We start from the raw sequence: 19,534 nt of genomic DNA, 5'->3' as shown, positions 1-19,534 counted from the left end.
CTGATGCGTGTCGTATGTCCGACACCAGCGGATGACATCGCAGCCGTGGGCGCGGATGTGCTGACAGTGCGGCGAGCGCTGAATAGCCGGAGCGATGATGCGGCATCGCCGGCAATGGCTCGGCGTCGAGAACGGCCCGATAACCAAAGCAGGCAACAATGCCGCGATCGGAATTCAGCAGAGGCAAAGCTCATGAAGCTCAGCGCACGCAACGTGCTCCCTGGTCGTGTGGTCGCCGTGACGAAGGGGTCGACCACCGCTCACGTGAGGGTGGAGTTGGCACCTGGGCTGATCATGACGTCGTCGATCACCAACGAGGCGGTCGACGACCTCGGTCTCAAGGTCGGCGATGCGGTATCGGCGGTGATCAAGTCATCAGACGTTATGATAGGGAAGTAGCCGCGCGTCAGTCGTGTCCGCAGGTGGCGGTTGCGCGGCTGCGGCTTCGAACACCTGCTCGAGGCTGGCCAGCAGGCGCGCGCGACCTTCACGCTGCGATATACCGCGCCACCAATCGTCAATGATGCTGCGCTCGCACGCCAGCGTCGTCCCGTATCCGCCGGTAAAACTGATCCAGTCGTCGTAGCACTTGTCGGAAACTGCGGTGAGGATCGGAAGACCCGCCACCACGGCGTCGGCGATTTCGGCGCGCAGGCCACCGCCACTCGCTTCCTGCTTGGAGAACTTGTTGACTATGACGAGTTCGACGTTCTCGGCGATGGCTCGGCTGACTGCTACGGCAGCGTCCGCCAGGCCGGACGGATCGAGCTTGCAGGCAGATGACGCGGCGCCCAGCGATTGACTGATCGAGATAGAGCGTCCGGTCATGAGGTCGATAAGCGACATTCCGGCCCTGGGATCGGCTGCCTTCTTGCCGTTGAACTGCACGACGCCGCCGATGCGGTGGCCTTCGCGGACGAGATCGGCGGCAAAGCCGGCAAGCAATCCATCGACATCGTCTTCGCCGGAGCGATAGATGACGCCTGCAAGTTTCAGCAGGTGCTCGTGGTAGCTCATAAATTGCATGTCGCTCTCCGCAGATGAGGCCCGCAGGGCCGCTACTCACGATTGAGCAATCTGCATGCCGAAGTGTAGCCGACCATGAAATCGGGCGTAAAGACGGGAAGAGGGGCGGTTGCTACGCGCGGCATTGTCTGAAACCCGACGCACTTGTGGCCAATCCCACGCGCTGCGACTCTAAGTTTCTCAGAGGACCACTGGCATGACTGCGGCATTTCCGAGCGAGCTCGAGGCCCTGCTGGCCGACGACGTTCCCTTTGGCGATTTGACCACCGCGGCGCTTGGCATCGGTGGCGCGGCGGGCCGGATGACTTTCAGGGCGCGCGGACCAATGGTAGTGGCGGAGGTCGAAAGCGCCGTGGCGCTGCTGCGGCTGGCGGGGTGCGAGAGTGTTACGGCGCAGACGCGCTCGGGCGCCAGCCTTGAATCTGGCGCGGAGATCCTCACGGCCACCGGAACTGCGGAAGCATTGCATCGCGGCTGGAAGGTGTCGCAGACGCTGATCGAAGCGTGGTCGGGCGTAGCCAGCGCTGCGCGTGCGATCGTGGAGGCCGCGCGTCGCGTTGCCCCCGATATCGGCATCGCCTGCACGCGCAAGAATACGCCAGGAACCAAATCGTTCGCGGCGCGCGCCGTACAGGCCGGCGGGGCTTCGATGCATCGGCTCGGCTTGTCGGAAAGCGTGCTCGTCTTTCCGGAGCACCGGGCTTTTCTCGCCGACGTTCCTCTCGCCGAGCTCGTTGCGCGTCTGCGGCGGGCGGTGCCTGAAAAGAAACTGGTCATCGAGGCTAAAAGCATCGCCGCGGCGCTTGAAGCGGCGGCGGCGGGCTTCGACGTGATACAGGCGGAGAAGTTCAGCCCGGCGGAGGTCAGAGATCTCGTCGCGGCATTGAAGAGCGCACCGAAGCGGCCACTGGTTGCGGCGGCTGGCGGAATTACAACGGAAAACGCGGCCGAATATGCGGGGACCGGCGCCGACGTGCTGGTGACGTCGATGCCCTACTTCGGGCGGCCGCGCGATGTCGCCGTCACCATAGAGGCTGTGTGAGCAAGGAGAAGTGACGCGCGTTGTCAGCGCGCGTCAGAAGTGGCGGATCTCGATGCCGTGCTTTTTGAGCGCGTAGCCAATCTGGCGCGGCGTCAAACCGAGAATGCGCGCGGCCTTGGCCTGGACCCAGCCCGCCTTTTCCATGGCCTCTACGAGGCGATCGCGTTCGGTCGAGGGAGCGCCATCGCCATCGAGCGCTCCACCCATATCAGACTCTGAAATGGGCGAGCGGGCTTCAGCTGGCACCGGCATCGCCGGCCGCGCCGGCTCCGCCGATGTGGGCATAACGGGAAGTGGGATTTGCGGCTTGGGGCGCTCCGGAAGCGAATTTCCGCCGCCGCCCTTCCACAGCAGCGAAGAGAGGCAGAGATCGTGGCGGCAAGCGAAGTCGTCATCGACAATTGAAGCGCCGGAGGCCAGCGTCGCGGTGCGGAACACGCAGTTTTCGAGTTCGCGCACGTTGCCTGGGAAGTAGCAGGCCTTCAGCACGTCGATGGCACTGGAGGCGAGCTTCAGGTTGCGATTGTTCTCTTTGTTGAAGCGGGTGAGGAAGCTCTCGGCAAGAAGAGGGATGTCACCTTTGCGCTCGCGCAGCGAAGGAATGCGCAGCGGCACGACGCTGATGCGATAGTAGAGGTCGGCGCGGAACGTGCCTTGGCTGACAGCCTCCTCGAGATCGCGGTTGGTGGCAGCGACGACGCGCACGTCGACTTTCTGGGTCTTGGTGCTGCCGATGCGATCGAACTCGCCCTCCTGCAGGACGCGCAGGAGCTTGGCCTGGAACGCAGGCGAAATCTCACCGATCTCGTCGAGGAAGATGGTACCGCCATCGGCAAGCTCGAAGCGGCCTTTGCGCGAGGCGATGGCGCCAGTGAATGCACCCTTCTCGTGGCCGAACAGTTCCGATTCCAGCACCGATTCAGGTAGGGCCGCGCAGTTGACCTTAACGAAAGCTCCCTTGGAGCGGGTCGACAACTCGTGAATGGCGCGGGCGCAGAGCTCTTTGCCCGTTCCGGACTCGCCGCGGAGCAGTACCGTCGCATTCGATTTGGCGACGATCTCGATCTTGCTCAGCAGCGCGCGAATGGCGGCGCTGTCGCCGATGATGCCGGCGACACGCGACCGCTCCTTGCCCGGCTTGACGCTCGTCAGCTCTTTTTCGAGCCGACGGCTCTGATCCATCAGGCGCTCGCGGTCGCGGGAGATGACGCGATGCAGATGGATGGTCTGGCCAATAAGGTTGGCGATCATCGACAGGAAGCGAACGTCGTGATCGGAGCGGAATTCGCTGCCTTTGTCCCACACACGCACGATCGACAGGGTGCCGACGACGCGGTCCTCAATCTTGATGGGAACTCCGATGAAGGAAACGGGCTGCCCATCGGCGGTCGAGGTGGTTTCCCGCGATGCCCCGTGGAAGAGGGGGTGTTCGCCGGCGTTCTCGAGCACCAACGGCATGGACGTCGCAATGATCTGGTCCAGCACCTTGCGGGGCAAGTGCTGGTGACCCTCGTAGGCGACCTCTTCCGTCCATACGGTGCCGACGACCATGCCGGGCACGTCGTCATCGTCAAGGAGGACGATGGTGCCGTGCTGCATGTCGAGGAACGAGGACAGCAGGTTGAGGACGTTGGAAAGTGTCGTCTCGAGCCGCGCCGGTTTGGCGAGAATCTTCGAGACTTCGTAGATGCCGATCAGAGCGACCTCGCCCAGCTGTTTGGGGGCGGGCGCTGACGGCATTACAGTCGTCGGCTGCTTTACAGAAATCATTTCACCGCCTCGCGATATCGACGGTTCGAGGAGACTTGGTGTTCTCCGCTGCATCGCAAAAGCGTAATCGGGAGATCGAAAAGTGTCGCGCCTAAGTTTCCGCCAGCGCGTGATAATCGGAGCGGCAACGTGCACGTTTGGGCCGCAAAGCCCTGTAAAATGGGGCTTCTAGACTGACGGACATCAGGCTAAATCTATTCCAGTTTGAAGTTTTGCGACAACCGGCCGCTGTTGGTCAGCCACTCGATGCGGACCAGGGCTCTGCTCGCACCTCTTGGGACGCCGCAAAGCGCCCATTAAATGGGTGGGCAGGCCGGGTGCATCTAAGTATGCTCCTTGGTCAACAGCGTCCAGCGCTCATTAACGTCATGGTCTCGGCTCCGCCGGGCCAACAGGATTCTTCAGAGATGTCGAATGTTGAAGTCGGCCGCACGGCTGATCGGGATGGAAAGGTCAAGCGGCACGGGCCCGAGGGCTTCGCCGGGATGCGCAAGGCGGGCCAGCTCGCCGCCCAAGCGCTCGATATGCTGACCGAATACGTGCAGCCGGGCGTCACCACAGAAGAACTCGACGAGCGGGTTCTGAAATTTGCGCTCGACAACGATGCCTATCCGGCACCGCTGAACTACCGCGGCTTCCCAAAGGCAATCTGCACCTCGATCAACCACGTCGTTTGCCACGGTATTCCGGGGCCGAAGCCGCTGCGCGAAGGCGAGATCATCAACATCGACGTCACTCTGATTGTCGATGGATGGCACGGCGATACCAGCCGCATGTATCCTGTCGGACAGATTTCGCGCCGGGCCGAGAGGCTGATTTCGGTCACCTACGAAGCTCTGATGCGCGGGATTGCCGAAGTGAAGCCCGGCGCCACGACCGGCCATATCGGCGCTGCGATCCAGGCGTTTGCAGAAGGCGAGCGCTGCTCCGTGGTGCGTGACTTCTGCGGCCATGGGCTGGGACGCACGTTCCACGACCGCCCGAATATCTTGCACTACGGCGAAGCGGGCGAAGGCGTCGTGCTAGAGCCCGGCATGCTTTTCACGATCGAACCGATGATCAATCTCGGTCGGCCGCACGTGAAGGTGCTGCCTGACGGATGGACGGCGGTGACGCGCGATCGCGAGCTGTCGGCGCAGTTCGAGCACAGCGTCGGCGTCACGGAGACGGGCTGCGAGATCTTCACCAAATCGCCCGCGGGCCTCGATTTCCCACGCTTTGCCGCGAGCTGAGGTCAGCACCAACGCCATGCCGGATCGCGAGGAGAGCGGGGTCAACGAACAAGGCGCGCTCTTCAAAGCCGCGACGCCCGATCATGCAGGCCATCGCCAACGGCTGCGCGAGCGCTTCCGCAAGGGCGGCGCCGACGCGCTGCCGGATTACGAGCTTCTAGAACTGCTGCTGTTCCGGGCTCTGCCGCGCAGGGATACGAAGGGTATCGCCAAGCAGTTGCTCGCGCGGTTCGGCACGTTCGCGGAGGTGATCAACGCGCCGGAGCAACGGCTCAAGGAAGTGAAGGACGTCGGCGATAGCGTCATCACCGAATTGAAACTGGTGCGGGCGGCCGCTTTGCGCATGATGCGGAGCGAGTTGGTGCAGCGTCCGGCGCTGTCGTCGTGGAAGCAAGTGCTCGACTATCTCTACGCAGCACAGAGCCATGAGCACCGCGAGCAGTTTCGCATTCTGTTTCTGGACAAGCGCAACCGGCTGATCGCCGACGAGGTGCAGCAACAGGGGACTGTCGACCATACCCCGGTCTATGTGCGGGAGGTGGTGAAGCGAGCGCTGGAGCTTTCAGCGACGGCGATCATCCTGGTGCACAATCATCCCTCGGGCGACCCGACGCCGTCGCGCGCGGACATCGACATGACGAAGCAGATCATCCAATCGGCGGCCCCACTGGGGATCTCCGTCCACGACCACATCATCGTCGGGCGCGAGGGGCATGCGAGCCTCAAATCGCTGCAGCTGATCTGAGCCGTCGCCGCGCGGGCATATTCCCGTGTACAAGCTGGTGGGCTATTCACGGCCCGGAGGGTGCCATTCGGCGCTTGTTGGCGAAGCAGATCGTCGCATGCGGCGGCACTCGTTTAGTGCTGAGACATCCCTAAATTATGCTGTGATGTGAATAACATGCCCGGCTTTGCCTCCCGCGCCTCAATTGGGTGCTGGATGGTCAGGTACTGGCTTTATGGGACGAAGTTGCGTACGCAACGGCCTGCTGCGGCCGATGTTTTGCGACGTTGTGTAACTCACCCTTTACCAGAACATTGTCGACTACAACCTAAGCCGAATCGCGCGGCCTGCGATTCTCGACCCCGATGAGGACCCATGTGCGGCATCGCCGGATTGATCGACCTTAATGGCAAGCGGCAGCCCGACGCTGCAATCGTCCATAGAATGGCTGATGCCCTATGGCATCGCGGACCCGACGAGGACGGCTATCTGATCCGTCCAGGCATCGGCTTTGCCAACCGGCGTCTTTCGATTGTCGGGCTTGGCGATGGCTCGCAGCCGATCTTCAACGAAGATGGCACCGTCGCCGTGGTCTACAACGGCGAGCTGTTCGACTATCCCGAGCGCAAGGCGGAGCTGGAGGCGAAGGGCCACAAGTTCCGCACGCACACCGACACCGAAATCATCGTCCACCTCTATGAGGAGTACGGTGAGGGCGTGTTCGAGCAGCTCAAGGGACAGTTCGCGATTGCGCTGTATGACTTCTCCAAGCGCACCGTGTTTCTTGCGCGCGATCGCGTCGGCATCTGTCCGCTGCACTGGAGCCGTCAGGGCGACTGGCTGTATTTCGGATCGGAGATCAAAGCGCTGCTGGCATCAGGCGCCATCGACGCGGCGCCCGATCCGCGCGGCATCGATCACCTCTTCACGTTCTTCAGCATGGGCACGCGGCGCACTATGTTCGAGGGTGTGCACTCGCTGCTGCCTGGGCATTACCTGAAGATGCAGTTCCGCGGCGACGGCAAGCCCGCGGAGATCGTCGAACGCCAGTATTGGGATTTCGACTTCCCCAACGCGGGCGAGGAACTGGACGGCGATGCCACGACGCTGATCGACGAGTTCGAGGCGCGGTTCCGCCGCGCGGTCGAGATTCGCCTGCGGGCCGATGTGCCGGTCGTCGGTTATCTGTCGGGCGGTGTCGATTCCGCCTACGTGCTGGCGACGGCTTCAAAGCTGCGTGGCTCCCCAGTTCCGAGCTTCACCATCCAGGTGCCCGGCAAGGGCCTGGACGAGACGTCGGATGCGCTGTTCACGGCACGGGCGCTCGGCTGCAAGCCGACGATCTTGCGCTCCGACAGTACGGTGATCGCAAACACCTATCCGCAACTGATCGCATCGACCGATTGCCCGGTGATCGACACTTCGTGCGCGGCCCTGTGGCGGCTGGCGCAGGAGGTCAGCGACCAGGGCTACAAGGTGGCGCTGACGGGTGAGGGATCGGACGAAGGCTTCGCCGGGTACATCTGGTTCAAGCTGCGCAAGCTCAGCTACTTCATGGATGCAGGCGGCACGTACGCATCGGATGCGGTCAACCGCATGTTCCGCATGCGCATGGCGCCTTACATGACGAAGGCACAGCTAAAGCGCATCGACGACATGATGGGACGCGCGCACGCGCAGACGCTAATCTACCATCTCGTTGGGCAGTCGCGCGATCGCTACTTCAGTGCCGAAATGAAGGAGCGCATTGGCGATCACGTTCCTTACGAGGACGTGCCGATCGACGCCGACCGCGTGCGCAAGTGGGATCCGCTCAATCAGTCGCTGTATTACGGCTACAAGGTCCATCTGCCGGGGCTGCTGCTGAACCACAAGGGTGACCGCGTGGCGATGGCGAACAGCGTGGAGACGCGCTACCCGTTCCTCGACGAGGACGTGATCTCATATGTCTCGAAGCTCGCTCCGCGGTGGAAGCTGCGCGGGCTGATGCGCGACAAGTACCTTCTGCGTCATGCCGCTGCGCGCGTGCTGCCGAAGGAGAGCGCGTGGCGCAAGAAGGGCATGTTCCGCGCGCCGCTGGCCGAAAGCTTCTTCATCAATCCGCCGCAGTACGTGCGCGACCTGATGAGTCCGGAGTCGCTTGCCCGAACCGGATACTTCGACGTCGAGACCGTGCGGCGCGACTACGAGGCGATTGGCCGGGGCGAGGACAAGAACATCAACGTGTTCCTGAAGATGGGCCTCACCGGCGTGCTGTCGACGCAGCTCTGGCACCAGCTCTACATGGGCGGCGGGCTGTGCGAGCTACCGCAAAACTCCCCGCGCCCCGAAGTGGAGCGTCCGGCAGCCGTCTCCGCGCCCGCCGCGGCTTAGACGCCTTTAGATCGGGGCGGCGACAGCGCCGCCCCGCGCCTTTTTTACTCGAGCGACCCGAGCGCGTTCCTGATCGCGATCTCGACTGGCGAATAGTCGTCACCCTCAGCGCGCGCTAAGTGCAGCTGCCGTTTCGGCAGGAGGGGCGGCTGCGCCATGATGCGGGGTTCAGTCCCAAAGTGGGGCTGAGCAGAGTGCACCAGGAATGGATGGCACAGATAGACCGTTCCCGCCTCTCCAGTCGCCAGGGTTTCTTCTCGTGATGGCGCAGCTTCAATGACCGGCACAAGTTCTCGCAACGTGAGGCCGGCATCGCCAGCTGGTGCCAACGCTCGCGCAATGTCGGCATGGGAGCCAACTCGAATGCGAGTCGGCGCGTCCCTTTCTCCGACGTTCGAGAAAAGGAACAGCATGAGCAATGCGCGTCCCTTCGAGACGACGTTGACGCGCCAGTCCATGAAGTCTGGCTTCTCCCAATCGAAGCTCACGTCGACATGCCAACCGGTGTCGCCGGGATCGCTTGCAGACGGAAATCGAACTGGAAATGTCCCCATGGCGCGGCAAGCGAGCCAGCGGTCACGTCCCACGAGCTGGTCAAAGGCTGCGTGAAGCACCTCGGTGTTCGCCGCAGCGACGAACGGCGCTTCGGTATACATGCCGAGGCGAATTACCGGCTCGGACCATGTGTGTGGTTCGTCGGGATCGCAGCCGGTGTCACGCCAGATTCTGGCCCGCACCGCCTCCGCAATTGAACGGTCGAACGCCGCGTCAATCTTGACGAAGCCATCGTCGATGAAGTTTTGAATCTGCGCCTCGCTGAGAGGGTGCAATCCATATGTATCGGGCATGCATTTTTCCAAACATCGGCCAGCCGCGCCCACGACGGGGCGCAGTTGCTGGCAATCTGACCTTCAGGTGAGAACGGGCGTCTCTAGGACGAGCGCACTCAGGCTTCGAAGAAGGTCGATGCGATGTGGAAGATGATCATGCTCATGGCGCTTGCAGCTTAACAGAGGCACTGCGGCAATCAACCGACGGGCGGCAGCTTCACTGGCTGGGCGGCATCTTTGCCGACGACGGTGGTCCATTCGCGCACCCACCATCGGGTGACGAGGCCGGCTGCGACGTAGGGATCGGCCTTGGCGAAATTTTCGGCCACCGCGGGGCTGTTTCCGGAAAAGACGATCATGGCGCCGTCGGCGGGATTGGCGAACGCTCCGCCAAGAAACAGCTCACCGCGTTCGATCAGCGGTGCCGCAAGCGCCATATGCGCGGCGCGCAAGGGCTCGCGACGTTCAAGGTAATCGGGGACGTATTCGTAGAAGAGAACGTAGTGCATGCGGTGGGTCCCGAACTGAGGTGACGCGATTGCCGGAGAGGCGACTTAGGTCAGCGGGTGGTTATCGCAATTTCCGGCGCGGGCGATAAGCTCGCCTGATAGCCTTTTTCGCTTCGCTGCTCGCGCACACCGCTGCGCCGTACCAGAGCCATGACATCCGTGGAAAGCGCAGAGCCCGTCGATTTCTTCCGAACCGCGCACGGCCGATTCAGCCAGATGGTCGAAGCGGGACGCGGGCATCCGGGCCTGATCCCAGCGCTCGCGTCAGAAGCGTTCGATCTCTTCGAGGGCAACGTCACGCTGCAGACAGAGGGCCTGCAGGTCCTCGCCTGCCACAAGGGTTGTCCCGCCTGCTGCTGCATCCGCGTGACGGCGACGGCGCCGGAAATTTTCCTGCTAGCCGACTACATCCGACGGGTGGATGCGACAGAGGCCGGCGCGCAGCTCCATCTGCCAGGGCGCATCGCCGAGGCAGATGAGGTTGCGTGCGGACTGGCTTCCGAGCCGCGTATGGCGGCGCAGTGCTTCTGTCCGCTGATGGTGCGGGACAGCTGCATCATTCATCCTGTCCGGCCGCTCGCGTGCCGCGGACATGCCTCGTTCGACAAGATGGCGTGCATCGACGCAGCGGCGGGGCGCGAGGTGGATGTGCCCTTGTCGGAGCCGCACGCGGTGATGCGCAGCCTGGTGCAGAACGCGCTGCAGTCGGCGCTGCGCGTGCACGGGTATGCGTGGCGGGCTTACGAGCTGATTCACGGGCTGCATCTGGCGCTGCAGATGCCCGATGGCGCGCAGCGCTGGCTGCGGGGCGAGGATGCGCTGGAGGAGGCGCTGATCCGCGATACCGATTGGAACGGCCTTGCGGCGGCGTTTGACGGACTCGTCGGCGATGGCGCTGGCGCGCCGGCGTAGATGCAAAAACGGCGACGACCGTGAAGCCGCCGCCGTCTCGTTTTGTCGTCGCTAAATTCAGCCCTTGCGGTCGCGCAGGCCGAGGGTGCGCAGGCGCAGCGCGTTGAGCTTGATGAAGCCGGCGGCGTCCTTCTGATCGTACGCGCCCTTGTCATCCTCGAACGTGACGAGCGTCGACGAATAGAGGCTCTTGGGGCTCTCGCGGCCGATGACGATGACGTTGCCCTTGTAGAGCTTCAGCGTCACTTCGCCCTCGACGTGCTCCTGGCTCTTATCGATGGCGGCCTGCAGCATCTCGCGCTCGGGCGAGAACCAGAACCCGTAATAGATGAGCTCGGCGTAGCGCGGCATCAGCTCGTCCTTGAGGTGCATGGCGCCGCGGTCGAGGGTGATCGACTCGATGGCGCGGTGCGCGTGCCAGAGGATGGTGCCGCCGGGCGTTTCATAGATGCCGCGCGACTTCATGCCGACGAAGCGGTTTTCGACAAGATCGACGCGGCCGATGCCGTTGTCGCGGCCGTAGTCGTTGAGCGTGGCGAGGATGTTCGCGGGGCTCATGGGATTGCCGTTGATGGCGACGGGGTCGCCCTTCTTGAAGCTGACAGTGATGACCGTTGGCTTGTCGGGTGCCTCCTCCGGCGAGATGGTGCGCTGGAAGACGTAAGGCGGCGGCTCGACGTTCGGATCTTCGAGCACCTTACCTTCCGAAGAGGAATGCAGGAGGTTGGCGTCGACGGAGAACGGGGCCTCGCCGCGCTTGTCCTTAGAGATGGGGATCTGGTTCTGCTCGGCGAAGGCGATGAGGTCCTCGCGGCTCTTGAACTCCCAGTCGCGCCAGGGGGCGATGATGCGGATCGACGGCTCGAGCGCGTAGTAGGAAAGCTCGAAGCGGACCTGGTCGTTACCTTTGCCGGTGGCGCCGTGGCAGACGGCGTCGGCGCCGGTGGCGCGGGCGATCTCGATTTGCTTCTTGGCGATGAGCGGGCGGGCGATCGAGGTGCCGAGCAGATAGATGCCCTCATAGAGAGCGTTGGCGCGGAACATCGGGAAGACGTAGTCGCGGACGAATTCCTCGCGCAGGTCTTCGATGTAGATGTTCTCGGGCTTGATGCCGAGCATCAGTGCCTTCTCGCGCGCCGGGTCCAGTTCGCCGCCCTGGCCGAGATCGGCGGTGAAGGTGACGACCTCCGCGCCGTAGGTCTGCTGCAGCCACTTGAGGATGATCGAGGTATCGAGGCCGCCGGAGTAGGCGAGCACGACCTTTTTGATCGGCTTGGGCTTGGAGGTCATGGAGAGCTCGTTCGTTAGGTTGGATGCACTGCGAGTTCAATAAGCGCACCGCCCTGTACGGCATTCCGCACAGCTGCGCCATATCGGCGGGCACCTTGTCGCGCGAAATGCGCGCTTGGGAGAGGTCGGCGGGTCCGGAAGCGGATGTGCTCGGATTGCATCATCCACTCGGCAGATTGCTGGCTGGGTATGTTCGGCCCGTTCAATTTGGTGAGTGTTCCTGTTATATTCTCATTGGTCGTTAGGCTCGGGGGACATCGTTTCATGCGTATTCATTTTCGGCAGATCGCGCTCGCTGCCGCCGTGTTGCTATCGTTCAGCGTCGCTGCCGACGCCGCGGACGAGAAGAAAAAGGTCGAGAAGAAGCCGCCGTCCGAATGCGCGGGGCTCGACAACAGCGCCTGCACGGCTATGGCGCAGTGCTCTTGGTACAAAGAGATCACGATGAAGAACGGCAAGAAGCGCAAAGCGCACTGCCAGAAGAAATCGACACGCTTCAAGAAGAAGACGACTTAGCCCTGACGGCGGCCGCATGAGGCGGCCGAGTTACGTCAGTGCAGCTTCATTGCCGTCAGCATGGTGCCGACATTCATCGGCACGGCCGTGAAGAGCGTCAGCATCTCCATCGGCGGCCAGACGCCTCCGCCGGCGGCGTGACCGCCTTCCGACTGATAGCTGGCGAACGCCTTCTGGATCGACCGGCGGGCCGTCTCGGCGGCATCCATGACGGCTGCGTTGGCTTCGGCGGTCGGCCATGCCACGGCGTGCGGCACGCCTTGCGAGATCATCATGAAAGCCATGGGCCAAGCGGCTGTCGGCGGTGTGAACGGGAACGCCGCCAGCCAAGCCGACATCGGGTCGGCCTTGGTGGTTGCAGGTTTGACGGGAACCGCTGTCATGGCGGTGAGAGCGCCGCTCATGACGTCGGCGAACTGGGCCATCGCCTCCCAGGGGTTGGTCGGCATCGCCGGCGTCTTAGGGGCCGGAGGCGCGACCGGGCCCGGAAGTGCCCACATGAAGGGGTTGGCGGCAAAAGGATTGCTTGCCGGGGCTGCTTTGGATTTGGAGGCCGGCATCGGCACCGGCCACTGCCAAGGCGCTAGCTCACGCTTGGTTGACTGCGGTTGAGGCTGAAGAATGGACGACCAGAAGTTCAGCACCTGGTCGGCGAATGCAGCGTATGCGGCAGTGCCTGCTGCAGAGTAGCCGAACGCTGCCTCAGCGCACTGGCGGGCGAAGCGTTGCTGGAGCTCAGGGTCGAGCATGCGGTGAACCTCTCCTTGCCCCCGCAACACGATATTTCATCAAGAGTAGCCTCTTCGTTGCGTCGCAACAACACAATTGCGCGTGAAAAAGGCTTGGTCTTTCGGTGGTTGCCGGAAGCTCAGGTCGGCTGAGGCGCGGGGGTGTCGCCCTCTGTCGTGTCCGGTTCGGGCGTCGTAGCAGCGGGCGTAGTGCCGCTGCGCCTGCCCCCGGCGCCGCGTCCGGCGAACAGCCAATAGGTGAAGCCGGACAGGATTCCGACAGTTGCGAAGGCGGCAACGGCGTAGTCGTTGAGGATCGAGGGCTGGCCGGGGACCTCATAGAGGAAGATGGCCAGCAGGCCGCCCAACGCGATCGTGGTAGCTGCGAGCACGTAATAGAGAAGCGAGCGCACGCGTGTCAGCTCGGCAATCCCGATGAGGATGAGCGCGAAGGGAAAAGCGAACAGCGCTGAATGGGTTGCGGCGAGGAGCGCGAGGATGCCAGCGTTGGTGAGGCGCTCGGGCTGGGCCTCGGCGGGAAGGTTCGCCAGCTCGATGGGGCTAACGACGAAGGCGACGGTCGCGACGCCGGCGACGAGACAGGCGACGGCAAAGCCGAAAAGAACGCGCAACAGCGTAAGCATGGCCAATCCCACTGGTTTCCACCCCGGCCGGAGCTTACAGGGCCTCGCTCGCGTGGCTCAACCGAAAAAGGCTGGGGCTGGCTAATGGGCGACACAAGCTGAGAGAGGCTTTCTGTGCGGTGGGGGCTGTGCAGGCTGATAGCCGGCGCTCGCGCCGGGCGCCGTTGGCGCCTGGCCGCCTGACGGCGGCTGAGTTTATGGGCGACACAAGCCGAGCGAGGCTTTGCGTCCGGTGGCATCGTGATCAGGCGTTGCGGCCGGCGATGAGCCAGTAGACGAAACCGCCGGCAAAGCCCGCTGTGGCGAAGATTTGCCAGACCAGCGCCTCCGGCGTGGTGATGGTGCCGCTCTGGCCGTAGCGGGCGAGCAGGGGAATGGCCGCGAGCGCGACGCCGCCGCCAGCCACGTAGTAAATCCAAGAGCGGATGCGGGCGATCTCGCCGACGATGACGACGAGAAGCGCAGGGATGAGCGTGAGGCTCGCAATCAGCATCAAGCTCTGATCCATGATGGCGAAGAGCTGTTCGGGATCGTCCGTTTCGATCGGCGCAGCATGGAGGAAGGCGGTGATGCGCTCGAGCCCGAGCGTCACCAGAATGAACATCACGGTGAGCGATGCAGCGAGCATAGCAAACGGGATGACGATAAGCAGGCGCCCGGCAGTTCTCCAGAACACGAAGCTCAGTCTCCGCTGCTTGCGAGCTGCGCGGGGACGGCGCGCTCGGAAGCGCGCTGCTTGATGCTGGCCGACTTGAGCTGGCCGCACGCTGCGTAGATGTCGCGGCCGCGCGGCGTGCGCACCGGGCTTGCGTAACCCGCGCGATTGACCACTTCGGCGAACCGCTCGATCTGGTCCCAATCGGAGCACTCGTACGGTGCACCCGGCCAGGGATTGAAGGGGATGAGATTGATCTTAGCCGGGATGCCGGCGAGAAGGCGCACAAGCTCTTTCGCCTCGGCGAGGCTGTCGTTGACGCCCTTCAGCATCACGTATTCGAACGTGATGCGGCGCGCGTTCGACAGGCCGGGATAGTTGCGGCAGGCTTCCAGCAACTCGGCGATTGGATACTTGCGATTGATCGGCACGAGCTCGTCGCGCAGCTCATCGCGCACGGCATGCAGCGAGATCGCGAGCATGGTGCCCGTATCAGCACCCCAGCGCGCAATTTCCGGCACGACGCCCGACGTCGACAAGGTGATGCGGCGCTTGGAGACCGATAAGCCTTCGCCGTCGGCCGCCACTTCCATGGCAGCCTTGACGTTGTCGAAGTTGTAGAGGGGCTCGCCCATGCCCATGAGCACGATGTTGGTGATCTTGCGCTCGGAGGAGGGCAGCAGGCGTCCATCACCGGGCGGTGTGGCGCCGGGCCAGTCGCCGATGCGATCGCGTGCCAGCATGATCTGGCCGACGATCTCCTGGCCAGTGAGATTGCGCACGAGGCGCTGCGTGCCGGTATGACAGAAGGTGCAGTTCAGCGTGCAGCCGACCTGACTGGAGATGCACAGCGTGCCGCGATCGGATTCGGGGATGTAGACGGTCTCCACCTCGGGCGGGCGACCATCACGCGCTTGCGCGGGCAGTCGCAGCAGCCATTTGCGCGTGCCATCGACGGACACCTGCTCGGAGACGATTTCGGGGCGGCTCAGCGAATAACGCTCGGCGAGATTGGCACGAAGCTCCTTCGCCACGTCGGTCATCTCGGAGAAGTCCCGCACGCCGCGCACGTAAAGCCAGCTCCACAACTGGTTGACGCGCATGCGCAGCTGCTTCTCAGGCACTCCGGCAGCGGCCAGCGCGGCGCGCAGGCCATCACGGGTGAGCCCGGCCAGAGACGGCTTGTCGGCTACGACGGCGTTGGCCCCAGCCGTGGTTTCAAGGGCGAGCGACATGGCAATTCCAAGAGAGAACACCCAAGAGGGCATCCAGGCGAAAGATCTGCCCTTATCTAACGATGCTGCCCTAATACAGCAAATCCCCGGATCCAGGGGACCCGGGGATCTGCATGAAAGCGCGGTTCAGGTCCGGCTAGGCAGCCGGAACCCACCGTCCTGCGACATAGCCAAAGGCAACCGCGTCGGGATGCAGTCTTGCAGACTGATGGAGACCATCGACCTGCTTCACATCACACTCGCCGAGAACTGCTTGGGGGCGGGCTGCTTTGACCACGTCGTGAAAGCCGCTGAGAAGGATCACTCTCTTACCGCGGACTTCGATCTTCGGGCATGCCATGCGTCACCTCCTTCGCAGGAGATCAGCGCCACGGGAGAGACTGGGTTCGGGGGGAGAATTCCAACTGCCAATGGCAGCGACCCGCAGCTACTCCTAATCACCTACAACCTCACTATACGTGCCTATTGCGACACGTAAAATAACTTTCCATTGCATGGGCGTAAGAAGGATGTTGACAAAATTGGAGCTTTGTTGCGTCGCGCAACGCCTCATTTGCCGAGCGGCACGTTCAGCTGCAGCCGACCCATCCAATTGTCAGCGGTCGAGGCCGTTCCACTTTCAACGCCGCCGGTTGCATTCAATTTCGCACCGTCCTTGAGGCCAACAGCTACCCCAGCTTCGGCTTTCAACTGCACATCCGTCGGTCCAACGGTCGTGACTGCGGGATTGAGCGCCTGCAGATCATCGAAGCCGACGAACGCTCCAACCGCGGCGCGCGGCTCGATGAAAGTCTGATCGTCGAGTGCGAAGCGCTTGGAGATTTCAGGGAGCACCTCGACCTTTCCGGTGCCGACGGCTTTGGTCTCGTTGGTCGCAGAGTCGCGCAGGGCATCTTCGATGTAGACGAGGCCGACGCTGGGGGCGACCTTCCAGCCGCCGAACTCACGCGTGCCCGTCAGCTTGCTGCGAACAAGACGGCGGGCGGTGAGGCTGTCATCGATGGCGGCGCTTGCAACGGCGTTTTCGGTTTCGCCCCACGCTGCGCGCGTGTCAAACACGACGCCGGGACCGAGCTTCATGCTCATGTAGGGTCCGAGCATCCAGCCGCGCGCCGCCATCTCGGGCGTGTCCTGGTCGAAGGTTTCGACGCCGCGATCGAGTTGGGCGAGCGCGCCGACCATGATGTCGGGGCTGAGCATCGACCGGGTGCCGAGATAGAGGACGCTGAGGTTGTTGCCGGTATCGAGGCTGCTGTCGTAGGCCTGCATCCGGCCCTCGAGCCAGAAATCGACGATGCCAGGATCGACCTTCTTGTTCCCCTGAGCGGCCGCCGTGATCTCTGACAGGCTGACGGAGAACTCAACGCCATTGGCGCGGCCGTTGTCGCCGACAGACACGTTGCTCGACAGCGGCTTGTCGCCATTGGCAATCGGTGTGGGCGCTCTATCTATGCGGAGCCGATCGGGTTCGCGGGAGTTGAGCAGCGCCTTGCGGCGTTCGAGGAAGGCGGCATTTGCCGCTTCCGTTTGCGTAGAAAGGCAGGTGACGCGGATGCTGCCCGCGCCGACAGCGGCGGAATACTGGAAGGAATAGCTTCCGGCCTCCGGCGCTTTGAAGGTCGCCGATGTGGTCGTCCCGCCGACGAGCGTTGCCGGCGCGCCTTCGCCACCGACAAGAGCAACCGTGGCGCTGGTGGCGGAAAATGTCAGCAGGTCGCCGGATTCGAGCGATATCTGACGCGTGGCCGTACCAGACGCAGAGATCGTGGCATTCAGGGTACCGGCGTTGGTGGCTGCGCAGCCGCCCTCGCCAGCGAGCGCGCTATGCGCATAACCCGCGATGACCGCGGCCGCGGCCAAGCTGGCCAGCAGGCTCTGATATCCATCGATCATTCTCATCGCCCCGCTACGCAATAAACGCGATTCGAAGCCTTTGTTGCAGAGCAAAATCGACGGAAGTATGAAACCGCGCCAATATGTTAGCTGCGCGCACAAGGCTTATGCTGTGCGCCGCTCCTCTGACACGAGGCGCGCGACCATGGTATCGGCGATCTCGCGGGCTCCCTCGACCACCGCGTTCGCCCCGAGTTTGGAGAGATATTCGGTCTCCTCGGAAGAATGGGCGTGGGCGACGATGAAGAGCGAGGGATTTGCAGCTCGGGCCTGGGCGACGATCTGCCCCGCCTCGAAAGCTTCAGGAACGGCGACCAAAAGTGCGCGCGCTTTCGATAGATTGGCGGCAGACAGTGCCGACGGTGCGCTGCCCGCGAGGGCTTCGATGCCAGCAGCGCTCAGCTTCTCTACAATCGCGTCTTTCTCCTCGATGACTACGAGCGGAATTTTGGCGGCGGCCAGTGCCTCGCCGATCCAGCGACCGATGTTGCCGTAGCCGATGAGCACCGTGTGCCCTTCCTGCGTCGTGGCTTCGATTTCGGCCTTCGCCTGACTTGCAACCGGGGCGGGGGCTGGACCTTCGGCCGGTGCAGTCGCAGGCGACGGCTGCGGCGGTGGTTGAGTGGTTGCCGGCGCCGCGGCGGCGCCGTCGCGTGCTTCAAGCCACGGCTTCATGCGATCGAGGAGCATGAATAGCAGCGGGTTGAGCAGAATCGTGATGATCGCGCCAGCAAGGATCAACTCGCGGCCAAGTTGGGGCATGAGCCCCAGAGTGACGCCGAGGCCGACGAGAATGAACGAGAACTCGCCGATCTGCGCGAGGCTTACTGCGATCGTCGCTGCCGTTACCCAGGGGCGGCGGAACAAGCGAACGATGACGAGCGCGGCAACCGACTTGGCGATGATGATGATGGCGACCGTGGTGAGCACCAGGAACGGCGCGTTCAAAAGAATCGCCGGGTCGAACAACATGCCGACGGAAATGAAGAAGAGGACCGCGAAAGCATCGCGCAGCGGCAGGGTCTCGGAAGCTGCCTGCTGGCTCAGCGCGGATTCCGACAGGATCATGCCGGCGAAGAAGGCGCCGAGCGCGAAAGAGACGTCGAAGAGCTGCGCGGCACCGTAGGCGCATCCCAGCGCGATGCTGAGGACCGCAAGCCGGAAGAGCTCGCGCGAACCGCTGTGGGCCACATAGTGCAATATCCACGGGATCACCCGGCGGCCGACCACCAGCATGACGACGACGAACGCGACCAATTTGGCGACGGTGATGGTGAGGGTTTCGAAGATGTTGGTAACGCCGAAAGGGCTGGCGTTTTCCAGACTTCCGTCGAGCAGGGGCACGAGGGCCGGCAGCAGAACCAGCGTCAGGACCATCACAAGGTCTTCAACGATCAGCCAGCCGACAGCGATGCGGCCGCGCTCCGTGTTTATGATGCGCCGCTCTTGCAAGGCGCGGAGGAGCACGACGGTGCTGGCAACAGACAGGGCGAGGCCGAACGTCAGTCCTGCGCCAAGGGGCCATCCCAGAAGATTGGCGAGGCCCATGCCGAAGGCAGTCGCGACGGCGATCTGAAAGATAGCGCCGGGGACCGCGATGGCGCGCACGGACCATAGGTCTTTAAGGGAGAAGTGAAGACCGACACCGAACATCAGAAGGATTACGCCGATCTCAGCCAATTCACTGGCGAGCGACTGATCGGCGACGAATCCAGGGGTGTAGGGGCCAAGCACGACACCCGCCAGCAGATAGCCGACAAGCGGGGAGACGCGGATGCGTTGTGCGATGGCTCCTAGCAGAAATGCGAGGCAAAGACCGACAACAATGGTGGTGATAAGCGGAGTGTCGTGCGGCATTCCTCGGAGCGGTTCCTTCTTCGTTGAGAGCCCATATTACGGACGAGAAGCGAAATTGATACCCACCTGTCGCTGACGGTCGCGTGAACGGGCGCGCTAAATTCACGCGGCTGTGTTGCTTCGGGTGCCGCGTGGGCGTGCGGCAGTTGATCCGTCCGGCGCGAAGGCGCTCGACTGACACCAACCTCCCGCTCGCGATTAACGGTTTCACCGTGCTGGCGCCGCAATCAGAAGACACAGTTTGGGGGATATTTAGCCCGTGCTAAGCAATGGGCATAAGTTGCGTGGGAGAACGCCC

The 19,534-nt window shown here is 63.1% G+C and carries 19 protein-coding genes; 7 read left to right on the top strand and 12 right to left on the bottom strand.

Annotation, left to right across the window (positions count from 1 at the left end):
• Window positions 1–192: 192 nt before the first annotated feature.
• Window positions 193–399, top strand: coding sequence for a TOBE domain-containing protein (locus NDB2M4_RS03670; protein ID WP_072370214.1), 207 nt, complete (start codon window positions 193–195; stop codon window positions 397–399).
• Here NDB2M4_RS03670 and NDB2M4_RS03665 read toward each other — a convergent pair.
• The gene (locus tag NDB2M4_RS03665; RefSeq protein WP_244536033.1) at window positions 376–1,026 is read right to left on the bottom strand and encodes a DUF2478 domain-containing protein; all 651 of its coding nucleotides are present in this window, start codon (window positions 1,024–1,026) and stop codon (window positions 376–378) included. The two genes, NDB2M4_RS03670 and NDB2M4_RS03665, sit on opposite strands and share 24 nt — an antisense overlap.
• Before the next feature lie 196 nt (window positions 1,027–1,222).
• On the opposite strand from NDB2M4_RS03665, the gene modD reads away from it, so the two are divergent.
• Complete coding sequence (modD, locus tag NDB2M4_RS03660; RefSeq protein ID WP_072370211.1) at window positions 1,223–2,068, top strand: ModD protein; 846 nt, start codon at window positions 1,223–1,225, stop codon at window positions 2,066–2,068.
• A gap of 33 nt (window positions 2,069–2,101) precedes the next feature.
• Here the strand turns inward: modD and nifA are convergent, their stop codons facing one another.
• Entirely contained in the window at window positions 2,102–3,838 is a 1,737-nt protein-coding gene (nifA, locus tag NDB2M4_RS03655) for a nif-specific transcriptional activator NifA (RefSeq protein WP_072370208.1), read from the bottom strand.
• A 407-nt stretch (window positions 3,839–4,245) separates the two neighbouring features.
• Here nifA and map point away from each other — a divergent pair, with 407 nt between their 5' ends.
• The 3 genes from map to asnB all read left to right on the top strand — a co-directional run bounded on the left by map (window position 4,246) and on the right by asnB (window position 8,167).
• Window positions 4,246–5,070 (top strand): type I methionyl aminopeptidase, encoded by an 825-nt coding sequence (map, locus tag NDB2M4_RS03650; RefSeq protein ID WP_072370206.1) that lies wholly within the window; start codon window positions 4,246–4,248, stop codon window positions 5,068–5,070.
• Between the two features lie 16 nt (window positions 5,071–5,086).
• Entirely contained in the window at window positions 5,087–5,815 is a 729-nt protein-coding gene (gene radC / locus NDB2M4_RS03645; RefSeq protein WP_072371765.1) for a RadC family protein, read from the top strand.
• 354 nt (window positions 5,816–6,169) lie between these two features.
• Window positions 6,170–8,167, top strand: a complete 1,998-nt coding sequence (asnB, locus tag NDB2M4_RS03640; protein WP_072370204.1) for an asparagine synthase (glutamine-hydrolyzing) — start codon at window positions 6,170–6,172, stop codon at window positions 8,165–8,167.
• A 44-nt stretch (window positions 8,168–8,211) separates the two neighbouring features.
• Here the strand turns inward: asnB and NDB2M4_RS03635 are convergent, their stop codons facing one another.
• Window positions 8,212–9,015 (bottom strand): phytanoyl-CoA dioxygenase family protein, encoded by an 804-nt coding sequence (locus NDB2M4_RS03635; protein ID WP_072370201.1) that lies wholly within the window; start codon window positions 9,013–9,015, stop codon window positions 8,212–8,214.
• Between the two features lie 179 nt (window positions 9,016–9,194).
• Window positions 9,195–9,506 (bottom strand): YciI-like protein, encoded by a 312-nt coding sequence (locus NDB2M4_RS03630; RefSeq protein ID WP_072370198.1) that lies wholly within the window; start codon window positions 9,504–9,506, stop codon window positions 9,195–9,197.
• A gap of 150 nt (window positions 9,507–9,656) precedes the next feature.
• Between NDB2M4_RS03630 and NDB2M4_RS03625 the strand changes: the two genes are divergently transcribed.
• On the top strand, window positions 9,657–10,418 hold the full coding sequence (locus tag NDB2M4_RS03625) for a hypothetical protein (protein WP_072370195.1): 762 nt from the start codon (window positions 9,657–9,659) through the stop codon (window positions 10,416–10,418).
• A 57-nt stretch (window positions 10,419–10,475) separates the two neighbouring features.
• Here NDB2M4_RS03625 and NDB2M4_RS03620 read toward each other — a convergent pair whose 3' ends face one another.
• On the bottom strand, window positions 10,476–11,708 hold the full coding sequence (locus NDB2M4_RS03620; RefSeq protein ID WP_072370192.1) for an argininosuccinate synthase: 1,233 nt from the start codon (window positions 11,706–11,708) through the stop codon (window positions 10,476–10,478).
• Window positions 11,709–11,972: 264 nt separating this feature from the next.
• On the opposite strand from NDB2M4_RS03620, the gene NDB2M4_RS03615 reads away from it, so the two are divergent.
• Window positions 11,973–12,224, top strand: a complete 252-nt coding sequence (locus tag NDB2M4_RS03615; protein ID WP_072370189.1) for a hypothetical protein — start codon at window positions 11,973–11,975, stop codon at window positions 12,222–12,224.
• 35 nt (window positions 12,225–12,259) lie between these two features.
• Here NDB2M4_RS03615 and NDB2M4_RS03610 read toward each other — a convergent pair whose 3' ends face one another.
• From NDB2M4_RS03610 to NDB2M4_RS03580, 7 genes are all read right to left on the bottom strand, one after another.
• The gene (locus tag NDB2M4_RS03610) at window positions 12,260–12,973 is read right to left on the bottom strand and encodes a hypothetical protein (RefSeq protein WP_072370186.1); all 714 of its coding nucleotides are present in this window, start codon (window positions 12,971–12,973) and stop codon (window positions 12,260–12,262) included.
• Window positions 12,974–13,092: 119 nt separating this feature from the next.
• Window positions 13,093–13,596, bottom strand: coding sequence for a hypothetical protein (locus NDB2M4_RS03605; RefSeq protein ID WP_072370183.1), 504 nt, complete (start codon window positions 13,594–13,596; stop codon window positions 13,093–13,095).
• 244 nt (window positions 13,597–13,840) lie between these two features.
• Window positions 13,841–14,272, bottom strand: a complete 432-nt coding sequence (locus tag NDB2M4_RS03600; protein WP_139247076.1) for a hypothetical protein — start codon at window positions 14,270–14,272, stop codon at window positions 13,841–13,843.
• A gap of 5 nt (window positions 14,273–14,277) precedes the next feature.
• Complete coding sequence (gene rlmN, locus NDB2M4_RS03595) at window positions 14,278–15,486, bottom strand: dual-specificity RNA methyltransferase RlmN (RefSeq protein WP_139247075.1); 1,209 nt, start codon at window positions 15,484–15,486, stop codon at window positions 14,278–14,280.
• Window positions 15,487–15,622: 136 nt separating this feature from the next.
• The gene (locus NDB2M4_RS19910; RefSeq protein ID WP_139247074.1) at window positions 15,623–15,826 is read right to left on the bottom strand and encodes a hypothetical protein; all 204 of its coding nucleotides are present in this window, start codon (window positions 15,824–15,826) and stop codon (window positions 15,623–15,625) included.
• A 209-nt stretch (window positions 15,827–16,035) separates the two neighbouring features.
• A complete protein-coding gene (locus tag NDB2M4_RS03585) occupies window positions 16,036–17,379 on the bottom strand; it encodes a hypothetical protein (protein ID WP_072370174.1) in 1,344 nt (447 codons plus the stop codon).
• 105 nt (window positions 17,380–17,484) lie between these two features.
• A complete protein-coding gene (locus NDB2M4_RS03580; RefSeq protein WP_072370171.1) occupies window positions 17,485–19,236 on the bottom strand; it encodes a cation:proton antiporter domain-containing protein in 1,752 nt (583 codons plus the stop codon).
• Between the last annotated feature and the right edge of the window lie 298 nt (window positions 19,237–19,534).

Source organism: Hyphomicrobium sp. NDB2Meth4, from assembly GCF_900117445.1.
In the GTDB taxonomy this organism is placed as follows: domain Bacteria; phylum Pseudomonadota; class Alphaproteobacteria; order Rhizobiales; family Hyphomicrobiaceae; genus Hyphomicrobium_A.
This window is presented reverse-complemented; position numbering and strand designations above follow the sequence as displayed.

What these genes read in the sequence shown, in the direction of transcription:
- NDB2M4_RS03670 (WP_072370214.1), top strand. Translation starts at nt 193, where the DNA reads ATGAAGCTCAGCGCACGCAACGTGCTCCCTGGTCGTGTGGTCGCCGTG.
- NDB2M4_RS03665 (WP_244536033.1), bottom strand. Translation starts at nt 1,026, where the DNA reads ATGCAATTTATGAGCTACCACGAGCACCTGCTGAAACTTGCAGGCGTC.
- modD (WP_072370211.1), top strand. Translation starts at nt 1,223, where the DNA reads ATGACTGCGGCATTTCCGAGCGAGCTCGAGGCCCTGCTGGCCGACGAC.
- nifA (WP_072370208.1), bottom strand. Translation starts at nt 3,838, where the DNA reads ATGATTTCTGTAAAGCAGCCGACGACTGTAATGCCGTCAGCGCCCGCC.
- map (WP_072370206.1), top strand. Translation starts at nt 4,246, where the DNA reads ATGTCGAATGTTGAAGTCGGCCGCACGGCTGATCGGGATGGAAAGGTC.
- radC (WP_072371765.1), top strand. Translation starts at nt 5,087, where the DNA reads ATGCCGGATCGCGAGGAGAGCGGGGTCAACGAACAAGGCGCGCTCTTC.
- asnB (WP_072370204.1), top strand. Translation starts at nt 6,170, where the DNA reads ATGTGCGGCATCGCCGGATTGATCGACCTTAATGGCAAGCGGCAGCCC.
- NDB2M4_RS03635 (WP_072370201.1), bottom strand. Translation starts at nt 9,015, where the DNA reads ATGCCCGATACATATGGATTGCACCCTCTCAGCGAGGCGCAGATTCAA.
- NDB2M4_RS03630 (WP_072370198.1), bottom strand. Translation starts at nt 9,506, where the DNA reads ATGCACTACGTTCTCTTCTACGAATACGTCCCCGATTACCTTGAACGT.
- NDB2M4_RS03625 (WP_072370195.1), top strand. Translation starts at nt 9,657, where the DNA reads ATGACATCCGTGGAAAGCGCAGAGCCCGTCGATTTCTTCCGAACCGCG.
- NDB2M4_RS03620 (WP_072370192.1), bottom strand. Translation starts at nt 11,708, where the DNA reads ATGACCTCCAAGCCCAAGCCGATCAAAAAGGTCGTGCTCGCCTACTCC.
- NDB2M4_RS03615 (WP_072370189.1), top strand. Translation starts at nt 11,973, where the DNA reads ATGCGTATTCATTTTCGGCAGATCGCGCTCGCTGCCGCCGTGTTGCTA.
- NDB2M4_RS03610 (WP_072370186.1), bottom strand. Translation starts at nt 12,973, where the DNA reads ATGCTCGACCCTGAGCTCCAGCAACGCTTCGCCCGCCAGTGCGCTGAG.
- NDB2M4_RS03605 (WP_072370183.1), bottom strand. Translation starts at nt 13,596, where the DNA reads ATGCTTACGCTGTTGCGCGTTCTTTTCGGCTTTGCCGTCGCCTGTCTC.
- rlmN (WP_139247075.1), bottom strand. Translation starts at nt 15,486, where the DNA reads ATGTCGCTCGCCCTTGAAACCACGGCTGGGGCCAACGCCGTCGTAGCC.
- NDB2M4_RS19910 (WP_139247074.1), bottom strand. Translation starts at nt 15,826, where the DNA reads ATGGCATGCCCGAAGATCGAAGTCCGCGGTAAGAGAGTGATCCTTCTC.
- NDB2M4_RS03585 (WP_072370174.1), bottom strand. Translation starts at nt 17,379, where the DNA reads ATGATCGATGGATATCAGAGCCTGCTGGCCAGCTTGGCCGCGGCCGCG.
- NDB2M4_RS03580 (WP_072370171.1), bottom strand. Translation starts at nt 19,236, where the DNA reads ATGCCGCACGACACTCCGCTTATCACCACCATTGTTGTCGGTCTTTGC.